The sequence below is a fragment of the Aquimarina sp. ERC-38 genome (assembly GCF_026222555.1).
In the GTDB taxonomy this organism is placed as follows: Bacteria; Bacteroidota; Bacteroidia; order Flavobacteriales; family Flavobacteriaceae; genus Aquimarina.
Window position 1 is genome coordinate 1,704,216 of record NZ_CP098511.1, and the last position, 17,280, is coordinate 1,721,495.

The following is a 17,280-nucleotide window of genomic DNA, read 5'->3' on the forward strand; positions in this document are numbered from 1 at the left end:
GACTATGGAACAACCCAATTTAAATTATATTGAAGAACTGGCTGCTGGGTCAGATGCCTTTAAACAGAAATTAATTGCCATTGTAAAACGGGAGTTTCCTGAAGAAAAAGAAACTTTTTTGTCAAATTATCAAGCAAAGAGGTATGAGCTTACTGCGGAGAATGTACATAAGTTAAAACATAAAATCGGTATGTTAGGTTTTGAAAAAGGCTACGAAGTAGCAATAGCTTTTGAAAACGAATTAAAAGATGAAGAATATTCCCTTTATCCTGATTTTATACGTATTTTAGAATCCATAGAAGCATTTTTGATTAAAATTTAATTCCTTATTTATGAATTGCATTATTATCGATGATGAAGAAACTGCCAGAGCGATTATAGAACAACTCTGTACCCAGGTAGATGACCTGGTAGTTCATGCATCTTTTCCCAATGCTATACAAGCCATTAAATACCTGAATCAAAACGAAGTAGACCTTATATTTCTCGACATACATATGCCGGATTTTACCGGTTTTGATTTTATTCAAACCTTAAAACATCCTCCTAAAATTATACTGACCACTTCGGATAAAAATTTTGCTTTAGAAGCTTTTGAATACGATTGTATTGTAGATTACTTGGTGAAGCCAGTTACTTTACCCCGATTTTTAAAAGCAATTCAAAAAGCGCAACTATTCAACAAAAAATCGATTGTTTCTAAACCAGCGGATACACTCACTGAAGAAACAACTACAGATCGTAAAGACCTTTATATTAATATTGACCGAAGATTAATTAAATTAGATATGGACAGTATTGAAATAATCGTAGCAAAAGGGGATTATATCACAGTTAAAACAGATACTAAAAATTACATTGTACATTCTACCATGAAAAAGATCGAAGAAAAGCTTCCGCAGGAAATTTTTCTAAAAGTTCATCGATCTTACATAATTAATACTACCAAAATTGTAGATATTGAAGATAATAGTGTACTAATTAAAAAGGAAGTCATTCCTGTAAGCCGTTCTAAGCGTCCGGAACTAATGAAACGGTTGAATTTGTTATAGGTAGTACTTGTTGTACTATTCAAATTCACCATTGGTCGAAGGTAATTTTCCACTCATCGATTCTTCCCCCGGTATCGTTTAACTCTAAAGTATTTTTGAAGATATAACCCAAATCTTTAGAAAATATGAGAATTTTTACACTAGTAATACTTTTAACCTTAAGCTTTTCCGCAACAAGCCAGAATTACAAATTTTTAGGAGGATATGATAGCGAAGGAGTTCCGGATTACCTGGTAGAAAGCGATATAGTTTCGCAAGCCTTATTAGATACGATTGCCAAAGCCTTACCCGAAGGATTTCCTGTACCGGATTATAATCCGCATTACATATCTTCAGGGTATGATACGGATATTATTATTGAGAAACCAGCCGAAGTATGGGTCACTTTTGTAGGAGAAGGGGCAGGATATAAAAACGTATTAGGTTTTTATACTTATAATATAAACAATCCCCAACAAACACGTCCCACTCCGGAGGAGATTACTATTGTATTTCCTAATGTTTCTAAAAAATACAGTGGGGGAGGCCTTGAGGTAGGGAATAAAGTTTCTATTGGTACTTTTCCTCCGGATACCGGAATTGGATGGGTACTATTAGCAAATGCCTGGTCTGATAATAAAGTAGGTAACGGATTATGGCAGCTCTTCTCAAATCCTAATTTTAACCCGGAAGCAGATGAAGCATTAAGATATCATAACGTTTTACTTGCAGATCCGGAAAATGAACGAATCATTCTTGGGTTTGAAGATATACGACGAGATTACGGATCCTGCGATAATGATTTCAATGACGCGTTGTTCTATGTTACGGCAAATCCTTTTTCAGCCATAAAAACTCAGAATTATGCAGATATTGCCAGTGCTACCGATGTATCTTCGGCAAACAACGGAGGATTAGAAAGTAACGGGCGGTTAGCGGATTTAATTGCAAAACGTAATTTTAACCGGACAAAAAGTAATAGTTTTTTAAGTAAGAAAAATGTACAAACCAGGTTTATACCGGGAATGTTTTCTTATAAGTCCAACGGCATTGATCTTAGTACGTATCTACCGGAAACTTCTTTACAAGGTACTGAAGTGGCTCATATTTCCAGTCCGAAGGATTTAGTAGCAATTACAAATGCAGCGCAGGTTTTTTCAGTTGATTATTATGATAAAGGAAATAGAACAGCTGCAGCTTTAGCTATTTATACAAAAGAAAACGTTTATAACCACACTAAAACTATCTGTGACCGATTAAATAACGCAGTACTAGACGACGTTCGAACGGTAATGATTGACGGATATAAAGTGATTTTAACTAAACTGAAAAAGAAATCTGGAGAGCAGGAGTTTACCATACATTTCTCTATCAAAGAGTCAGCAGATTTTAATACGCTGTTAAGTTTATGGAATATTGAAGATTATCCTTCCGGTACCTATAAGAATTTTCAATTATGGGGAAGTTCCATGCCACAGTTGGCTTTTTTAACTAAAAGCGTTTTAACCTCCTTGAAAGAAGAAAAAGAACTAAAGTCTCAAAACGAAAGTGAACTCATTCCGAATGTTTTTGTAAAAGAAGGATATTATAAAGCTGGAAAACTCTTTTTGACGCTAATTAATAAAACTAAAGAAACTTCAATTTCTTTAACCGGGAACTATAGAAAAACTGAGCTCTCAGCAGAAGAAAATTTAATTAAGAACATCCCGTTAACGGGTGCCTATGAAGAAGAAATCAGTGTGGATACACAAAGTCTTTTTGATATTGGGATAGCCATTAAAAGTGCGCACAGCACAATTTCCGATGGATTGTATTTGGCAGACGGTCCCTGGGGATTAGATTACCTGGATCAGGGAGCTGATATTGTAGAATTTCAAGTTGAGTCATCAAATCATAATTCAACTACAAGCGAAATTGCTTTTGAAAGAAATGTTTTGTTGTCCGGAAGCATTAAAGAAACGGTAAATATTTTCAGAAATGCTCTTGCCGGTGATCAGGCAATGTCCACTACAAACTTTGAAGCTTTAAGCTTCGACCTGAAATCAGATAAAGATGTCGAAGTTATAATGGTGGAAGAAGGCCTAGACAGTTGGGAAGATAGGTTACGCTTTACCATTAAAGCTTCATCAGTATTGAAAACACATCATGTTTCGTTTTCAGATTTTACAAATACACAAGGACGAACAGCTGACGGGATTGCTTTAAAAAACATTGTATTTTCTATACAAGGAGACTACAACTCTTATCAGAACTTTGAGGTTCAAATTAAAAATGTAAGATTGGCCGCCTTTCTAAATATGACCACAAATAACGTAGTTGATGTTGTAACAGAAACCTATAACTATCCGAATCCTTTTACTGATCAAACGACCATTCAAACTCCTTTAATAAATCAAAGCATAACATTAAAAGTATATACAACTACAGGTCGTAAAGTAGGTACGCAACAAAAACAAACTAATAAAACGGGAATCTTTCAGTTTAATCGTAACGATTTAGCACCTGGTTTATATGTATACGAGATTACTAATAATAAAGGATACCGAATTTCAAAAAGGTTTATCATAAAATAGTTTAGGGTTTTTTATTTCAAATTTGGGTTAGCAACGGAATCATTTATTGATTTCGTTGCTGTTTTGTAGAGAATCTATCTTCTTATGAAATAAAGGTTTTTTCAAGAAATACCATTTAAGATAAAAACCAAATTCAGTAAATTCAAACCCGGCAGCAGTTGCTGATGCAATATTACTGTACTTCGCATATAAATTTGCAATAAACCGATCTGAGAAATGATGCCCTAGTTTTGCTTCTGCCCTAAACGTATTTGAAGATGGATCGTTTTCAACCCATTGCCTACCCACAGCTGCACTTAAATGATAAAAAACAGGTTTTTCCATACTATTTAATACTTCAATAAAAATTTCTCCCAGGTTAAATTTAGAAGGGCTAAAATAAATGGTAGGAACCTGATCTTTAAAAGAGATGTTTTGATAATTGATCCCGGTTTTAAGAACGGGGCGGTGTAATAAAGTATAATATAAAGAAGTAAACAACAGATTTCTAGTATTCTTATCAGATTGCGAAGTATGCATCAATTGTGTATACCAACCCAAATTAAAAGTAGTGCCAAGGTTATAAGTGAGGTAATAATTATTCATGACAATTTCCCGATCAATAAGGTCTGCATTAAATTGTTGTAATTGTCGCTGATATCCTAGGCTTGCATTTTGAAGTTTAAAAGGTTTGGTTGCTACTTCCAGGGTTCCTAATACTTGTGAATAATCAGTAGTAAAACCCTCTGAATAATTGATACCAATAGTAGATTTTAGAAGGGTATTTCCGGTAAGTTTATAACGCGCACCCAAGCTGGCTTCTTGTGCGGTTGCTTCCCGTTCCGAAACACTATTTTCAGTCGAACGATATACATATTGTCCGGACAATTTAAGCTTCGGACTTATTGGAATTAAAGCAGAAAATTCTGAATTTATGGCGCGGTTATCTCCGTTATCAAAAGTATAAGCGGTCTTTTGAGTGAGAAAAGGGGTATGAGCTTTTTTAATTTTTTTTACTAACTGTTCGGCATCAGGTTGTTTGGAATAGTAGAATAAGGTCTTATAAGCAGCTGACAAAGCTTTGATGTCCAAACCTGAGGCTCGATACGCATTGGCAATTCCCAGGTTTCCATCAAAAGAAGAGGGATAGGTTTCCAGTAATTCCTGGTAGGTTGTACGACTTTGTTTAAAATCTCCGGTGTACATTCCGTAGGTAGCTATTAAACTTAAGATTTTTGGATTCGTAGGATATGTATTTTCTAAAAGAGTTGTTTGTTTATTAGCTGCGCGAAATTTGCGATTCCAGAGTAACGCCTGAATATATCGCTCTTGGGTAGTTAGGTATAACGTAGTATCATTAGGAATTTCTTTAACTTTTTGAACCGCTTGGTTACTAAGTTGTAAAGCATTCTTATTTTGATTTTTTTTATGCATTACTAGAGCTAAACCGTTTAAGGCAATGATACTGTCTTTTTTATTGGTAGCGATAGCTTTATAGGTATTTTGAGCTTTATCAAAACGTTTTAACTTCAGAAACAACTCGGCAAGATTCAACAAGGTATCTTTATCAGAGGGAAAATCCTTAATATTTTGTTCTAAAAGGTGTAAAGCCTCTTCGTATTCTTTATTTTGAGATAATTGAAAGGCATATCCTAATCGTATGTATTTTAGAGATAACAAAGCATTTTGATTAGTACTTTGTAATTGTAAAGCTTTATCGACCCAAAGAAGTGCTTCAGGATACTCTTTAAGGTTAGATAAAGTGTTAGCATAACCTAATATTACAGCAAAGTTGTCAGGGTAATCATGGTTTAGGTTTTGGTAATACTCTTTCGCTTTTTTATAATTTTTATTCCATAAAAGGGATTCTGCATAGTTAATTTTAATTTCAAAATCTTTAGGATATATTGTTTTTAATTCCTTAAAAATCGAAATGGCTTTTTCCGGATCTCCGGATAACCCTAAGGCTCTTCCGTAGCAAAGTTTTGCTGTTTTATTAGTGGGGTAAATCGCTACCATTTTCTTAAAATAATTCTGTGCTTTTTCAAAATTCCCATTTTCCAGATAAACAAAGCCTTCGGTCATGTCTTGGGCCATAATACCTAAGGTAAAAAGTAAAAAGAAAGTACAGGTTAAAATTCGGGGCATAAAAGGGTATTTTAACTAACAAGGTACATAACTTTAAACAAATAAAGAATTTTCCCTTCTGAAATCAGTTGATTTTCCCCACTTACCGACAGTAATTGGTCATCTGTCGAAAATATGTCACCAAACCTAAACAGAATAGGCATCTTTACCTAAATTAATTTTTATAACCCGTGGTACATTTAGATAATAGTTATGGTAAAATCCGTCAGTTCGAGTGCTTCGCCCAAAGGAAGAAGTGTACTTCATCTACGTTCAGCAGAGCTATCGAGAACAAGGATTTTAATCAAAAAAGCTATTCTCGATACATTTTTTCTTCATTTCATTACGAAAAAACACTCGAATTGACGCTTTTTTCCCTTAATGCACCAGAGGCTCTTGTAATATTTCCCTAAAAGAATAACTTATGACAACGCTTAAATCATACCTATCAAAAGTTTCCGGGGAACAAAAGTTTCTAATTAGCGGTGTAATTGTTAATGCTGGCAACTATTTTTATAATCTTGCCATGGGTAGAATCCTGGGACCCACCCTTTTTGCAGATGCGGCTTTATTTATTACGTTCTTATTAATACTATCCTTTATGGCAATGACCTTTCAGTTAACTACTGCTAAATTTACGGTATCATTAACTTCTGCAAAACTAAAAGCCTTTATTAAAAGCATGTATGGTATTGCACTACTGTTCGGGGTGTTGACCGGACTATGTTTAATTGGTTTTGCTAATGTTTTACAACAACTCTTTCGCACGCAATCTTCCATTTTGTTTGTGGTTTTTGGGATTGGGGTGCCTTTTTATTTTATGATGAGTGTAAATCGTGGAATTCTCCAGGGAAATCAAAGCTTTGAAAAGTTGGGACTTTCCTACCAGTCAGAAATGTTTAGCCGACTCCTTATTACATTAGCTCTAGTCTACTTTTGTTCTTTTATAAGTTCTTCTCTATTAGTCGTAATTGGGATTATCGCTTCTTTTATTTTCGGAATGTTTCCGTTTAAAAAAGTTTCGTTTTCTAGTTCAGATAAAGCTTTATTTCCTAAAGGTACCGTAAACAAAACAATGCTAACTTTTTTTATAATCACGGCTTTTTATGAGATGACCCTGATCATTATCAATAATAGTGATATTATCCTGGTAAAACATTATTTTGAAGAATATCAGGCAGGATTATATGCTTCTCTTGCTTTGATTGGTAGATTGGTGTATTTTGTTTCCTGGATGTTTATCATGTTATTATTACCTACTGTAATTAAATTAAAGAAAGAAAACAAAGCTACGACTCCCATTCTTTTTAAATATATCGGTTACATATTTATTTTAGCTGGCTCGATTGTTCTGGCTTGTTACTTATTTCCTGAGACTTTAGTGAGCCTCGCTTTTGGTTCTGACTATCTTAGTATTGCCCCGTTATTGTATAAATATGCTATTGCTACTTCTTTATTTGCTGTAGCAAACCTATTTGCATATTATTATCTATCCCTGGATCATTATGTACCTATTATTTTCTCAGGTTTTGCTGGTATTGCACAGGTAGGATTGGTGATTATATGGCATCAGTCCTTAGCACAGGTGGTAGAAGTACAGATTCTGGTAATGACCGTATTACTTTTAATACAGTTAGGGTATTTTTTAGTAAATAATAGGAGACAGGTGTAAAAAGAACAACTGCAATATATAACCACTCACCGAAAGGTTACGGTTACTTATCGAAAATCAAAGTCAGTACTAAGTCTACTACTATATCTTTGAAGTAATATAACCCCAAAAAGAATATTAAGATGCGATTAGCTATAGTTACTTCATATCCACCTAGTAAAGTTACCTTAAATGAATACGCCTATCATTTGGTTAAACACTTCAGGCAACATCAAGACCTTACGGAACTGATTTTATTAACCGATACTTCCGAGAATGAGGCAGATATTGCTTTTGAAGAAGCAGGTTGTAAGGTTGTCGTTAAACAATGCTGGAAGTTTAACAGTATGACGAATATATTTTCGGTATTAAAGGCAATTAATCAAACCAAACCTGAAGCGATACTATTCAATTTACAGTTTATGAAATTTGGGGATAAAAAAATTGCTGCCGCATTGGGATTAATATTACCCTTTTTATGCAAACTAAAACAAATTCCGACTATAGTGCTATTACACAACATTTTAGAACAAGTAGATTTAGATAAAGCTGGTTTTAGTAAAAATAGGATTTCCCAATTTTTGTATACCCGTATAGGTAAACTGTTGACCCGGTTTATCTTGCAAGCAGATAAGGTAGCAGTGACCATTAGTAAATACGTAGATATTCTAAAAATGGAATATGATGCGGATCATGTAGTTTTAATCCCTCATGGTACTTTTGAACTTCCGGAAGCTCCGAATTTTAATAAAGATTTAAAAACTTTAAAGGTAATGACCTTTGGTAAATTCGGAACTTATAAAAAAGTAGAAACTATGATTGAAGCGGTGGTAGACGTTCGGGAAAGAACCGGAGCCAACCTGGAAATTGTGATTGCAGGTACTGATAACCCGAATGTACCCGGATACTTGGATGAAGTTAAAAAGCAATACAGCCATATTTCCGGTCTTACCTTTACCGGCTATGTAGCCGAAGAAGATGTTCCTAGATTGTTTGAAGAAAGTGCTATGGTTGTTTTTCCATACACTTCTACTACAGGGAGTTCCGGAGTATTGCATCAGGCTGGAAGTTATGGAAAAGCAGTGGTCATGCCCGATTTAGGTGATCTTGGGATATTGGTTAGAGAAGAAGGGTATCGAGGTGAATTTTTCAATCCGGAAAGTAAAGAAAGTATGGCGGATGCTATTGAAAAAATTGCCATGAATAAATCCTATAGAAATCAATTAGAACGGGCAAACTATAAAGCCGCAACCGCTTATCCAATGTCTAAGATTACAGATATGTATATAGATGTATTTAAGGAAATATCTAGTGAAAAGTATGAAATTAGTCAGGAAAAGGTTTCTTTTTAAAAAATTCTATTGCATAAAGTTGTCTTTTTAGGTAACTTTATAGTCTTAATTTATAAGTTTTGAAGCCGTTCAATCGTGAGATAAGGTTCTTTAAAAATCACTTTATTGATTTCTATAATAAACAATCCAAGCCTGTCAGAAAGAAAATTGATTGGACACTTTTACTTATTAAAACCCTTAAAATAGTTCCGGAAAAGTTTTTAAAGCATCTTACAAGCACAGAAGGACTCTGGGAGATCAGAGTTGCTGCCGGAAATGGAATTTATAGAATATTTTGTTTTTTCGATGATGGTAATTTAGTAGTAATACTCAGTGCTTTTCAAAAGAAAACACAAAAAACTCCTAAGGGAGAAATCGATAAGGCTAAGAAATTGAAAAAGGAATATTATGAAAGAAAATAGTTATTTGTACTCGCTGGAAGATCACCTTAATACACAATATGGTAAAAAAGGAACCGAATCCAGAGATCAGTTTGAAGAAGAATTTGAAGCTTTTAAACTGGGTGTTTTAATAAAAGAAGCCAGGAAAAAGCAACAACTAACCCAACAACAACTAGCAGAAAAAGTAGGAACTACTAAAAACTATATTTCAAGAATAGAAAATAACGCAAGTGATATTAGATTATCTACCTTAATGCGTATCGTTCGTGAAGGTTTAGGGGGTAGTTTGAAATTATCTTTGGATTTATAATTGTAATTCTCAATTCGAAATAAACTGAAAAGCAGGTTTTTTTTCACCATATTTGACATGAAAATAAAAGCTATTAAAACAGAAAAGGATTATCAGCAGGCATTAAAGCGTTTAGAACAAATCTTTCATGCCAAAGAAGATACATCCGAGAGCGATGAAGCGGATATTCTTGTTATCCTTATCGAAAAATACGAAGAACAACATGATTCGATAGGAATGCCTGATCCCATTGAAGCGATTAAATTTCGTATGGAACAAATGGGAATGAAGCAAAAAGACCTTGCAGAAGTAGTAGGGTTTACTAGTAGGGTAAGTGAGATACTAAATAAAAAACGTAAACTTACTTTAAAAATGATTAGGGAACTTCATAACAAACTTAATATTCCCACTGAGGTTTTAATTCAAGAATATTAACAGATTCTCAATTCGAAATAAACTGAAAAGCTGGTTTTTTTTCACCATTAGTTCGGATAAAACCAAAATGTTTTTGAATAGCTCTTCTCCAGGGCAAACTTCCTACAACACCTTTAGGGACATTGGTAAAATCATAAAGTGTCCAGGATAAAAAATGTACAGATTCTTTTTTTAAGATATTTTGGAAATTCTGGTAATATAGGGCTTGATCTTCTTCAGAGTTTCCAAATGGAGCCCATAATCCCCGGTAAGAGGAAAGTCCAAATTCTTGTAGGACAACAGGCTTTTGAAATGCTTTCAAGGGTTTATACCGCTCCTTAAAATCTGAAATTTCACCGTAATAATGAAAAGATAAAAAATCTACTTGATCTTGCAAGAGTTTAGCTGCTTCCGGACTAGACCAACCGATGGTTATAGGGTGGATACTATCTATTTCTTTAGTTTGTGCTACCAGTTCAGTCAGCCAAGAGGTTACACGGGATTTACCCCGGGAATCAAAGTCTAGGTCTGGTTCATTTTTTAAATCCCATGCTAGTAGCGCTTTGTGATCTTTTAAGTAATCTACGATTTGTTCGAGGTGTCGGTGGGTAAAAGTCCAATCCTCCAACGCATAATTTCCGTAAAAATCAAAAAGGGTTACGATTACCTTTAGATTAACTTTTTCAGCTGTATTCATGACCAACCTAAGCTTTTCTAGTTTTTCAGGTAGCACATACTCTTTTCCAAAGTCCGTATAAGGTATAAATATGCGTATCGTATTTAGACCGGCATTTTTAATTAAATGAAAATCCTGATCAACTACCTCAGCGTTAAATTTATCACCAAATAAATCCCAAGGCGTATCTTTTGGGTAATAATTAATTCCTTTGATTGGAAAGGGTTGGTTATCTACTAAAATAATGGTATCGTTTACCAAAGGACTTTTCTTTAGAATCCTGGTTTTATCAAAATTTAGTTGGGTTCGGGTCAGGTGGCGTATTCTCCAAAAACCGTCTTCCTTTAGCATAATAACCTGATAATTAGAATTTGTTTTTGAATATAAAGGATTATTTTTTTTGGGTATGATTTCCTGAACTTCTAATACATTACGATCCGTAAATGCAACAATCTGGCCATCTTCACTAAAGAAATTCGCATCCAGTTCGTGACGAAGCGTTGATGAGTTTATGGTAACATCGACAGTATCTTTTAGATACTTTTTTAGTTTTTGTCGAGCTTTGGTGGTAAAATAAGATTCTAATACTAAAGTGTACATCCCTAAATAGTGTTGACCGCTTTTAGGTTTATATTTCATTGTTAAAAATAGTTATTGTTTTCCTTTGATCTTTGTTTATTGAAGGAAAGTTTTCTTCAAACTGGACTGGCGTTTTCTTATCGATGTTGTTATGTGTCCTTACATGGTTGTAATGGTTGACAGCTTGCTTCATTCTTTTCTTTAGTTGATCAAAGGTTTTAATCTCCCAGTAGTCAAGATAATCCCTTTTGATAGTCCTGTTGATACGTTCTGCATAAGCGTTATCTTGGGCAGATTGTGCCATACTGATCCTACAGTCATGTTGTTCTAAAAGCTTGATATAGGCTTTGTAGATATATTGACCGCCCCTATCGGAGTGATGTACCTTTGGTGGTTTATGGTCCTTTAGTGCCATTTGTAAAGCTTTTAGGTTAGCCGTAGCACGCATATGGTCCGATAGGCAGTAACCTACAATTTTCTTTGTATAAACGTCAATGATAAAGACTGCATAATAATGCTTCCCACAAATAAGAATGTAAGTAATATCACTTTGCCAAATTACTGACGGTGCAGCTACTTCCATCCCTTTAATTAAATTAGGGTAATACACCTTAGCGGCAATAGTCGTCCTTTTATAGTTCTTCTTGATCTTGAGCCTATAGCCCAATAACATCATAGTTTCTACAAACCTGTCCCTACCAATAAAATTAGGTTGTAGTATATCGTACATCTTTTCTACCCCACAACCCGGAAAGTCTTTGCGCAACTCATCTACCTCTACTACTAAGCCCTCAATCTTCCGATCAAAGACTTCTTGGCGCTTAGCGTATTGGTGTACGGCTTGTTTGCTAATACCTACAACGTTATATAGCTTATTTAATGAATAACCCATTACTTGCTGATGCTTTTGGAACCACCTAATTGTGGGGTGTTGAAGTTTTTTTTAATATCGATGTTAAGTTCATCTTTGGCTATCTCCACCACCTTCTCCAGATAGTCAATCTTGATTTGTTTACGCCCCAGGGCAGCTTCCAACTCTTTAACCTTTTTCTCTAATTCTTTTAACTTCTCCGAACTACTGTGTTTCATCTCTACAACTCTTGATCCATGCTCGTTAAAGGTAGAATATTTATAAATCCATTTGTAGATATTTGAGCGGGATATCTTATGTATCCGCTCCAATTGTGGGACACTGAACTTACCCGATTCAAAGTCACTGACCAATTGTTTTTTAAAATCCTCAGAATATTTTCTTCTCTTCTGAATACTCTTTAAATTTGCTCTCATATATTAATCACTTTATTTAAAAGTGGTCAACCTATAGCAGGGATGTACAAAGTGTCTGAAAGTTGTTGTGCTTTGTTTTTAGTATACCAGGAGTTTACGTAATCCGTTGCAATATCTGATAATGCCTGTGGATCTAATGTACGTCCCGGGTTTAAAGTATCTTTCCAAATCAGTTTTGGCATATAGGCGGCAACTTCTTTATCCTGAATACGGAGCATACTACTTCGATCTGCCCCGCTGTTTAAAAAGGCGAATGTTTTTCCAATCCCAAAGAGTAAGGCAGCGTTGATGCCTATAAAGGATACTAATAACAAAGCTCTGTACAGTATTTTATTTTTCATTTGATAAATATCCTTTCAAATTTCTTTTGGATTCCCATGGTTTTAATTTCTACAGTTACCGGATTTGCTATTTTATATGCGTTTGGATTAATGATAAACTTAACTTTCCCATTTACTGACTTTTTATGCATCTTGATATTCTCCTTATGATTGGTGCTGATGCGTAAAGAAATGGCAGACCCATCCGGAAGCAGTTGGTTTAAATATCCTCTTATCGGACCGACGTGAATGGTGTCATTTTTAAAGTTCACTGGAAAATCAGAAAGTGCAGGCAAGAATGATAAGCTTAAAGCTTCGCTAACTGCAAACGAAGGAATTTGAGCAGTACAGGTCCAAATACTCTTTTCGTCAGGATGTACCAGGAAGGTTTTTGCCACTCCATTAATCGTTGTGCCAGATGCAACGGTAACAGTGCCTTGTTCATCTATAATTAAAAATTCTACATATTGCCCGTCACTAACTGTATTATCAAAACGATCTTTTATTACTGAAGTATATAAGGTTAAGGTTTGATTTCCATCGGCATAGGGATGTTTTCGGGTAGCAAAAACTTTAAAATTTTCTGCATGAGTAGGATAGATATTTAAACTAAACTCCTTTGAAGCACTATTAGGAGTTGAGGCAGCAATCAGCATTTTACCACTTTTTTGGCTTGTACTGATTTTTTGCCAGGCTAGACTATGCTCTGTATACATAAGGTTTTCGGTTTCCTGAATTTCAAATTGTTTTTTTATCCGTATTTCGGTGCTGTCTGTAATTGGATTGTCAAAAATATCCGTAGGAATTACGGTCAACATGCTAAAATCGCTAACCTCTGTGGTGATTCGTGTTGGTCCCAGGTAAGATTCCAGTACGTTTTGTAATTCCGGATTGTATTGAATTCGAAGCGTATTTTGATATAATAGTTTTTCCTGATCTAATAATTGAAAAGTAACAACTCCTGCTTGTTTGGATATAAAATCAGGTAATATAAATTTTAAGATATTATTAGATGTGATTTCTCCTTTTATAATTTGATTTCCGTAAGCAGTAGTAATTAGTAACTGTACCTCTTTTGGTTGATTGGTTTTAAACGAAAGTTCGATGGTGTCTCCAGCGGTATAGATTAAATGATCATTTAGTAATTCTATTTTAGTTATAGAAGTTGGTGTGATTAACACAAAGGATAGTGCGGTACAAATTACTGCAAAGAAGAAACCAGCTAAGAGTATGTATTTCTTTTTTAAATTCATTGAGGAGAACCGATATAAGCGTTAGCTTCAACTTTAAGATATTGAAATGACTTTTGGTTTACGGGTAAAAAGGATAGGTTCTTGGTTTTAGGGTCTTTATTGTTAACTACAGTATTCGGCAATCCGTTTATATAAGTGTTGCTAAAATTACTGCTTATCACCTTCAACTTCGATATATCCTCAATTGTATAGCTAAAAGCCTGTTTTCGCTGAGGTCGTAATCCTTCTTTATGATAATAGCCATCCACCCAGATTAAATTTTGCTTTTTATCATAATAAGAAGTCACTAATTGCGGAATGGTAATCTCCTGTAACCCCCCGTTGAACAACGTTCCTTGTAGTAAATTGTCTTTGACTGTTAGGGTATTAACTGATAAACTCTTGTAAAGATCTTGTGTGACTACATTCCCGGCACAATGCAGGTCAAATGTGAATGGAAGTGCAGCTAATTCTACCGGGGTAAACTGACTGGGATTATATATTTCTGGTTTTGTACTTCCTTTCTCTATCCAGGCAGTAGCTTCAAAATCAATGCGAAATACCGTAGTCTCCTTTGGCATTAATTTATGTTTTATATAGTCTTTTGCATTATAGGTAGTTAGTGGCAGGTTGGTATTGGTGTATAAGGTGCCTTTAATTACTACATCTGCCGGAACGTTATCTATATTTTGTATGATACCAATAATGCTATATTTTTCATCCTGACTTACCAATTTAGCTTCTAAAACGCTAAGTTCCGGTTGCTTTAGCACATCTTCGTGATAGGTTTTTTGTACGGAGATTTTGCGTCTGCCATGATTGTAAAATTGTGTATTATTCTGAGCTAAAAATTGATCCGGGGGTAGGTCAGGGTTTGCCGCCATAGGTAATAGATGCCAGCTATTTGATCTTTTGACCAATTGCAGCTCATAGGATTTATCTGCTAATTCTAGTGGTGTTACCCATCGGGTTATTGCGGTAGCAGTAGCGGTGCTATCTGTTTTCGAAATAATTTTTACCTTAATATCATTTAATTTAGCATACGAACTTAGCAAACCGTCAGAAACAGAAACCTCCAACATAAACTGGTCTAAGTTTTTTTTACTTAATGGGTCTATATAGGAATACGCCCGTTCGAATTCCTTAAAATCCAAAGCATCAAAATATGCTTTGACTACGTTAGTAGGACTTATTTGCGAGTCATTTTGCAGGTAAAATATATATAATGAATATAAAGTAAGTAGTGCCAGGCCCAAACCCCATGTATGTTGAACTTTTATTAATCGGGTCTTAAATTCCTGATAAGAGATAGCATATAAAAGAAAGGAAGGTGTTTTTTTTGGACTACTTTTTAAAGCACGTATAAAAAGAGATTGAATGTTTAAAGCAAAAGCAAAAATAACAGTTAGTAGAGGTAATGTGCCCCATAACAATTTTAGAGATGTAGCAACATCATCTTTCGGTAAAATTCCATGTATGGGGGGAACATTTAGTTTTTCCCAAACCATAATACCATTTTCTAATTGACGAAGTCGCTGCCATCCACAAAAAAATAAAAGAGGATCGTAGAATTTATCATTTGAAAAAACATATTTAAGATGATATTTTTCAGGAATTGTTAAAAATTGTTGTAGAGATCCGATACCTTCCACCCCTCTGAATTTCGAATTTTCTAGCCGTTCTACTGCTCTTGAAGTCAATTCTGGTAATCTCCGGGCTGAATGATAATTGCCATCAACCGTCATGGCTTGAGTTTGCGCTGATAGCCATGCCATCTGATCTCCAAACCCTAAAGGAAGGTATCGCCAGTGATCGTGTTGATCCTGATTTAAAAAGTTAATTATAGGCAGCATCTTGATTTTTGCTGGTTGCGAAGGCCTGAAATACCCTAAGGTCATCGTAAAAATGCTAAAAAAGATAAACAAACCTGCCAGGAAACCTCCTAATAACCTATGATAAACACTCCCGTACAGTGTTTGTAGTTTATTACGTAAATCACCCTCTGCAAAACGGTAGCAAAATTCTCCAAATATAGGTAAAGCCATAATCGAAGCCCAAAGTGTAAAACGGTCTAAGGTTAAAATGTTAAAAGCGTTTTCACCCAAAATGGCTTTTGGTATCGGTGTAGTTCCCCCGGTTCCTAAAATGGTAAGTAGCGTTAAAGACAACCCAAAAAATAAATACCGTTTGCTATAGTACCTGTAAAATAAATAGGGGAGAAAAACTAAAAGTATCCCCCATGGAATTAAAAAAAAGACTAACCCGGACGAGGTAACTTCCAGAAAATGATCCCGGGAGCCATGCGGAATAGGAACCTGGGTGATTGGGTTGTTTTTAGTATTGACCCAATAAGGAAGAATACAAAGTATAATAAGTAATAAAGAACCAAATCCAAATACTAAAATTCGGCGTAAATGTTTTAAAAATTGGGTGCTAAATGTTTTTAAGCGAACCTTTTGATAGCTTCCAGCTTGATCTTTGGCAGCATCCATAAGCACCATTCCAATTAATGGGAAGATAAAAAAGACCATTCCAAAAATAGGGGTTACATGATGAGAGGTAACTGTAACCGCTAGTAAACTGAAGGATTTAATAAGATAAGTATATTTCCCAGACTTTAACCAGAGATAGATTTCCGGCAATGCGTGCATAAGTACAGAAATACCAATGATACTAGGAAGTTGACCAAAAATATGTAAGGTTTCTACAAAAGAAGAGGAAAATACGGCAAGTATGGCGGCGTACCCCGAAGCTTTTCGGTTTGCCGTAATTACTAAAGAAAATCGATACACTCCGGTAATAAAAAGTAAGATAGCAAGTAGCGCAACGCTAAACAACCCGAACTTTAATCCGCCAATAAATGAAAACAGCGCTATACTCTGATGTACCAGCGGGGGGTATCCCATGACTGTAAAGCCAGTGTACCAACTATAACTCCAGGGTTCAAACCACCCGGAGGCGTAGTGGCTGGCAAAAAACAAGTGGATCAGGGCATCGTAAGTACTTTCTAACGTAAAGAAGATGGTAGTTCCATGAAAAACCAATCCTAGTAGTAATGCCGTAATCAAGTATTTGTTGGTAGTTTCAGGATGCATAGGTTCTTTTCAAAAAAATGAAGAGAAAACTTCCCTTTAAATATCTGAATTTATTTTGGAAAATTTTTAGAAAAGGTAAATTGAATAAAGGAAACCTGGTAAAAAATAATTTAAAATTATTTTTTCCATGCTGGTCCATCTTTCCAATTTTCAGTAAAACCCATATCTATAGTTTTAATACTAGGGTATTCTGAAATTAGTTCTTGAACTTTATTGGTAAAATGATTCGAACTATTAATTTTCTTTAACAACCTATCAATTATTGAAATTACACCGTATACTGTACTATTGAAAT

15 protein-coding genes are annotated in these 17,280 nt (G+C 34.9%); 8 read left to right on the forward strand and 7 right to left on the reverse strand.

The genetic code is table 11. The features are described 5' to 3' along the window. Positions 1-4: 4 nt before the first annotated feature. The 3 genes from NBT05_RS07210 (at position 5) to NBT05_RS07220 (ending at position 3,604) form a co-directional block, all read left to right on the forward strand. Positions 5-322: an Hpt domain-containing protein gene (locus NBT05_RS07210; RefSeq protein WP_265772819.1), complete on the forward strand. Its 318-nt coding sequence runs from the start codon at positions 5-7 to the stop codon at positions 320-322. A gap of 10 nt (positions 323-332) precedes the next feature. Then, positions 333-1,052, forward strand: a complete 720-nt coding sequence (locus NBT05_RS07215) for a LytR/AlgR family response regulator transcription factor (protein ID WP_265772820.1) — start codon at positions 333-335, stop codon at positions 1,050-1,052. A 125-nt stretch (positions 1,053-1,177) separates the two neighbouring features. Beyond that, the gene (locus tag NBT05_RS07220; protein ID WP_265772821.1) at positions 1,178-3,604 is read left to right on the forward strand and encodes a DUF4114 domain-containing protein; all 2,427 of its coding nucleotides are present in this window, start codon (positions 1,178-1,180) and stop codon (positions 3,602-3,604) included. A 39-nt stretch (positions 3,605-3,643) separates the two neighbouring features. Here the strand turns inward: NBT05_RS07220 and NBT05_RS07225 are convergent, their stop codons facing one another. Continuing rightward, positions 3,644-5,731 (reverse strand): tetratricopeptide repeat protein, encoded by a 2,088-nt coding sequence (locus tag NBT05_RS07225; protein WP_265772822.1) that lies wholly within the window; start codon positions 5,729-5,731, stop codon positions 3,644-3,646. Positions 5,732-6,134: 403 nt separating this feature from the next. On the opposite strand from NBT05_RS07225, the gene NBT05_RS07230 reads away from it, so the two are divergent. From NBT05_RS07230 to NBT05_RS07250, 5 genes are all read left to right on the forward strand, one after another. Then, the gene (locus tag NBT05_RS07230; protein ID WP_265772823.1) at positions 6,135-7,382 is read left to right on the forward strand and encodes a sugar isomerase; all 1,248 of its coding nucleotides are present in this window, start codon (positions 6,135-6,137) and stop codon (positions 7,380-7,382) included. Positions 7,383-7,504: 122 nt separating this feature from the next. Then, positions 7,505-8,713 carry a glycosyltransferase gene (locus NBT05_RS07235; RefSeq protein WP_265772824.1) on the forward strand — a complete coding sequence of 403 codons (1,209 nt, stop codon included), beginning with the start codon at positions 7,505-7,507 and terminating at the stop codon, positions 8,711-8,713. Positions 8,714-8,772: 59 nt separating this feature from the next. Further along, positions 8,773-9,114 (forward strand): type II toxin-antitoxin system RelE/ParE family toxin, encoded by a 342-nt coding sequence (locus NBT05_RS07240; protein WP_265772825.1) that lies wholly within the window; start codon positions 8,773-8,775, stop codon positions 9,112-9,114. Continuing rightward, the gene (locus NBT05_RS07245) at positions 9,101-9,403 is read left to right on the forward strand and encodes a helix-turn-helix domain-containing protein (RefSeq protein WP_265772826.1); all 303 of its coding nucleotides are present in this window, start codon (positions 9,101-9,103) and stop codon (positions 9,401-9,403) included. The genes NBT05_RS07240 and NBT05_RS07245 overlap by 14 nt, the downstream gene beginning before the upstream one ends. 57 nt (positions 9,404-9,460) lie before the next feature. Further along, positions 9,461-9,817 carry a helix-turn-helix domain-containing protein gene (locus tag NBT05_RS07250; protein ID WP_265772827.1) on the forward strand — a complete coding sequence of 119 codons (357 nt, stop codon included), beginning with the start codon at positions 9,461-9,463 and terminating at the stop codon, positions 9,815-9,817. Between the two features lie 7 nt (positions 9,818-9,824). On the opposite strand, the gene NBT05_RS07255 is transcribed toward NBT05_RS07250, so the two are convergent. Genes NBT05_RS07255 through NBT05_RS07280 form a run of 6 tightly spaced genes read right to left on the reverse strand, consistent with a single transcriptional unit; the run spans position 9,825 to position 16,985 of the window. Beyond that, positions 9,825-11,111 (reverse strand): cellulase family glycosylhydrolase, encoded by a 1,287-nt coding sequence (locus tag NBT05_RS07255; RefSeq protein ID WP_265772828.1) that lies wholly within the window; start codon positions 11,109-11,111, stop codon positions 9,825-9,827. Then, the gene (locus NBT05_RS07260) at positions 11,101-11,943 is read right to left on the reverse strand and encodes an IS3 family transposase (protein WP_265770344.1); all 843 of its coding nucleotides are present in this window, start codon (positions 11,941-11,943) and stop codon (positions 11,101-11,103) included. The genes NBT05_RS07255 and NBT05_RS07260 overlap by 11 nt, the downstream gene beginning before the upstream one ends. Then, positions 11,943-12,338 (reverse strand): transposase, encoded by a 396-nt coding sequence (locus tag NBT05_RS07265; RefSeq protein ID WP_265770345.1) that lies wholly within the window; start codon positions 12,336-12,338, stop codon positions 11,943-11,945. Before NBT05_RS07265 ends, NBT05_RS07260 begins: the two co-directional genes overlap by 1 nt. Before the next feature lie 26 nt (positions 12,339-12,364). After that, a complete protein-coding gene (locus NBT05_RS07270) occupies positions 12,365-12,679 on the reverse strand; it encodes a hypothetical protein (RefSeq protein WP_265772829.1) in 315 nt (104 codons plus the stop codon). Further along, complete coding sequence (locus tag NBT05_RS07275) at positions 12,676-13,911, reverse strand: hypothetical protein (protein WP_265772830.1); 1,236 nt, start codon at positions 13,909-13,911, stop codon at positions 12,676-12,678. The genes NBT05_RS07270 and NBT05_RS07275 overlap by 4 nt, the downstream gene beginning before the upstream one ends. Further along, positions 13,908-16,985, reverse strand: coding sequence for a hypothetical protein (locus NBT05_RS07280; RefSeq protein ID WP_265772831.1), 3,078 nt, complete (start codon positions 16,983-16,985; stop codon positions 13,908-13,910). The genes NBT05_RS07275 and NBT05_RS07280 overlap by 4 nt, the downstream gene beginning before the upstream one ends. Positions 16,986-17,280: the final 295 nt, after the last annotated feature.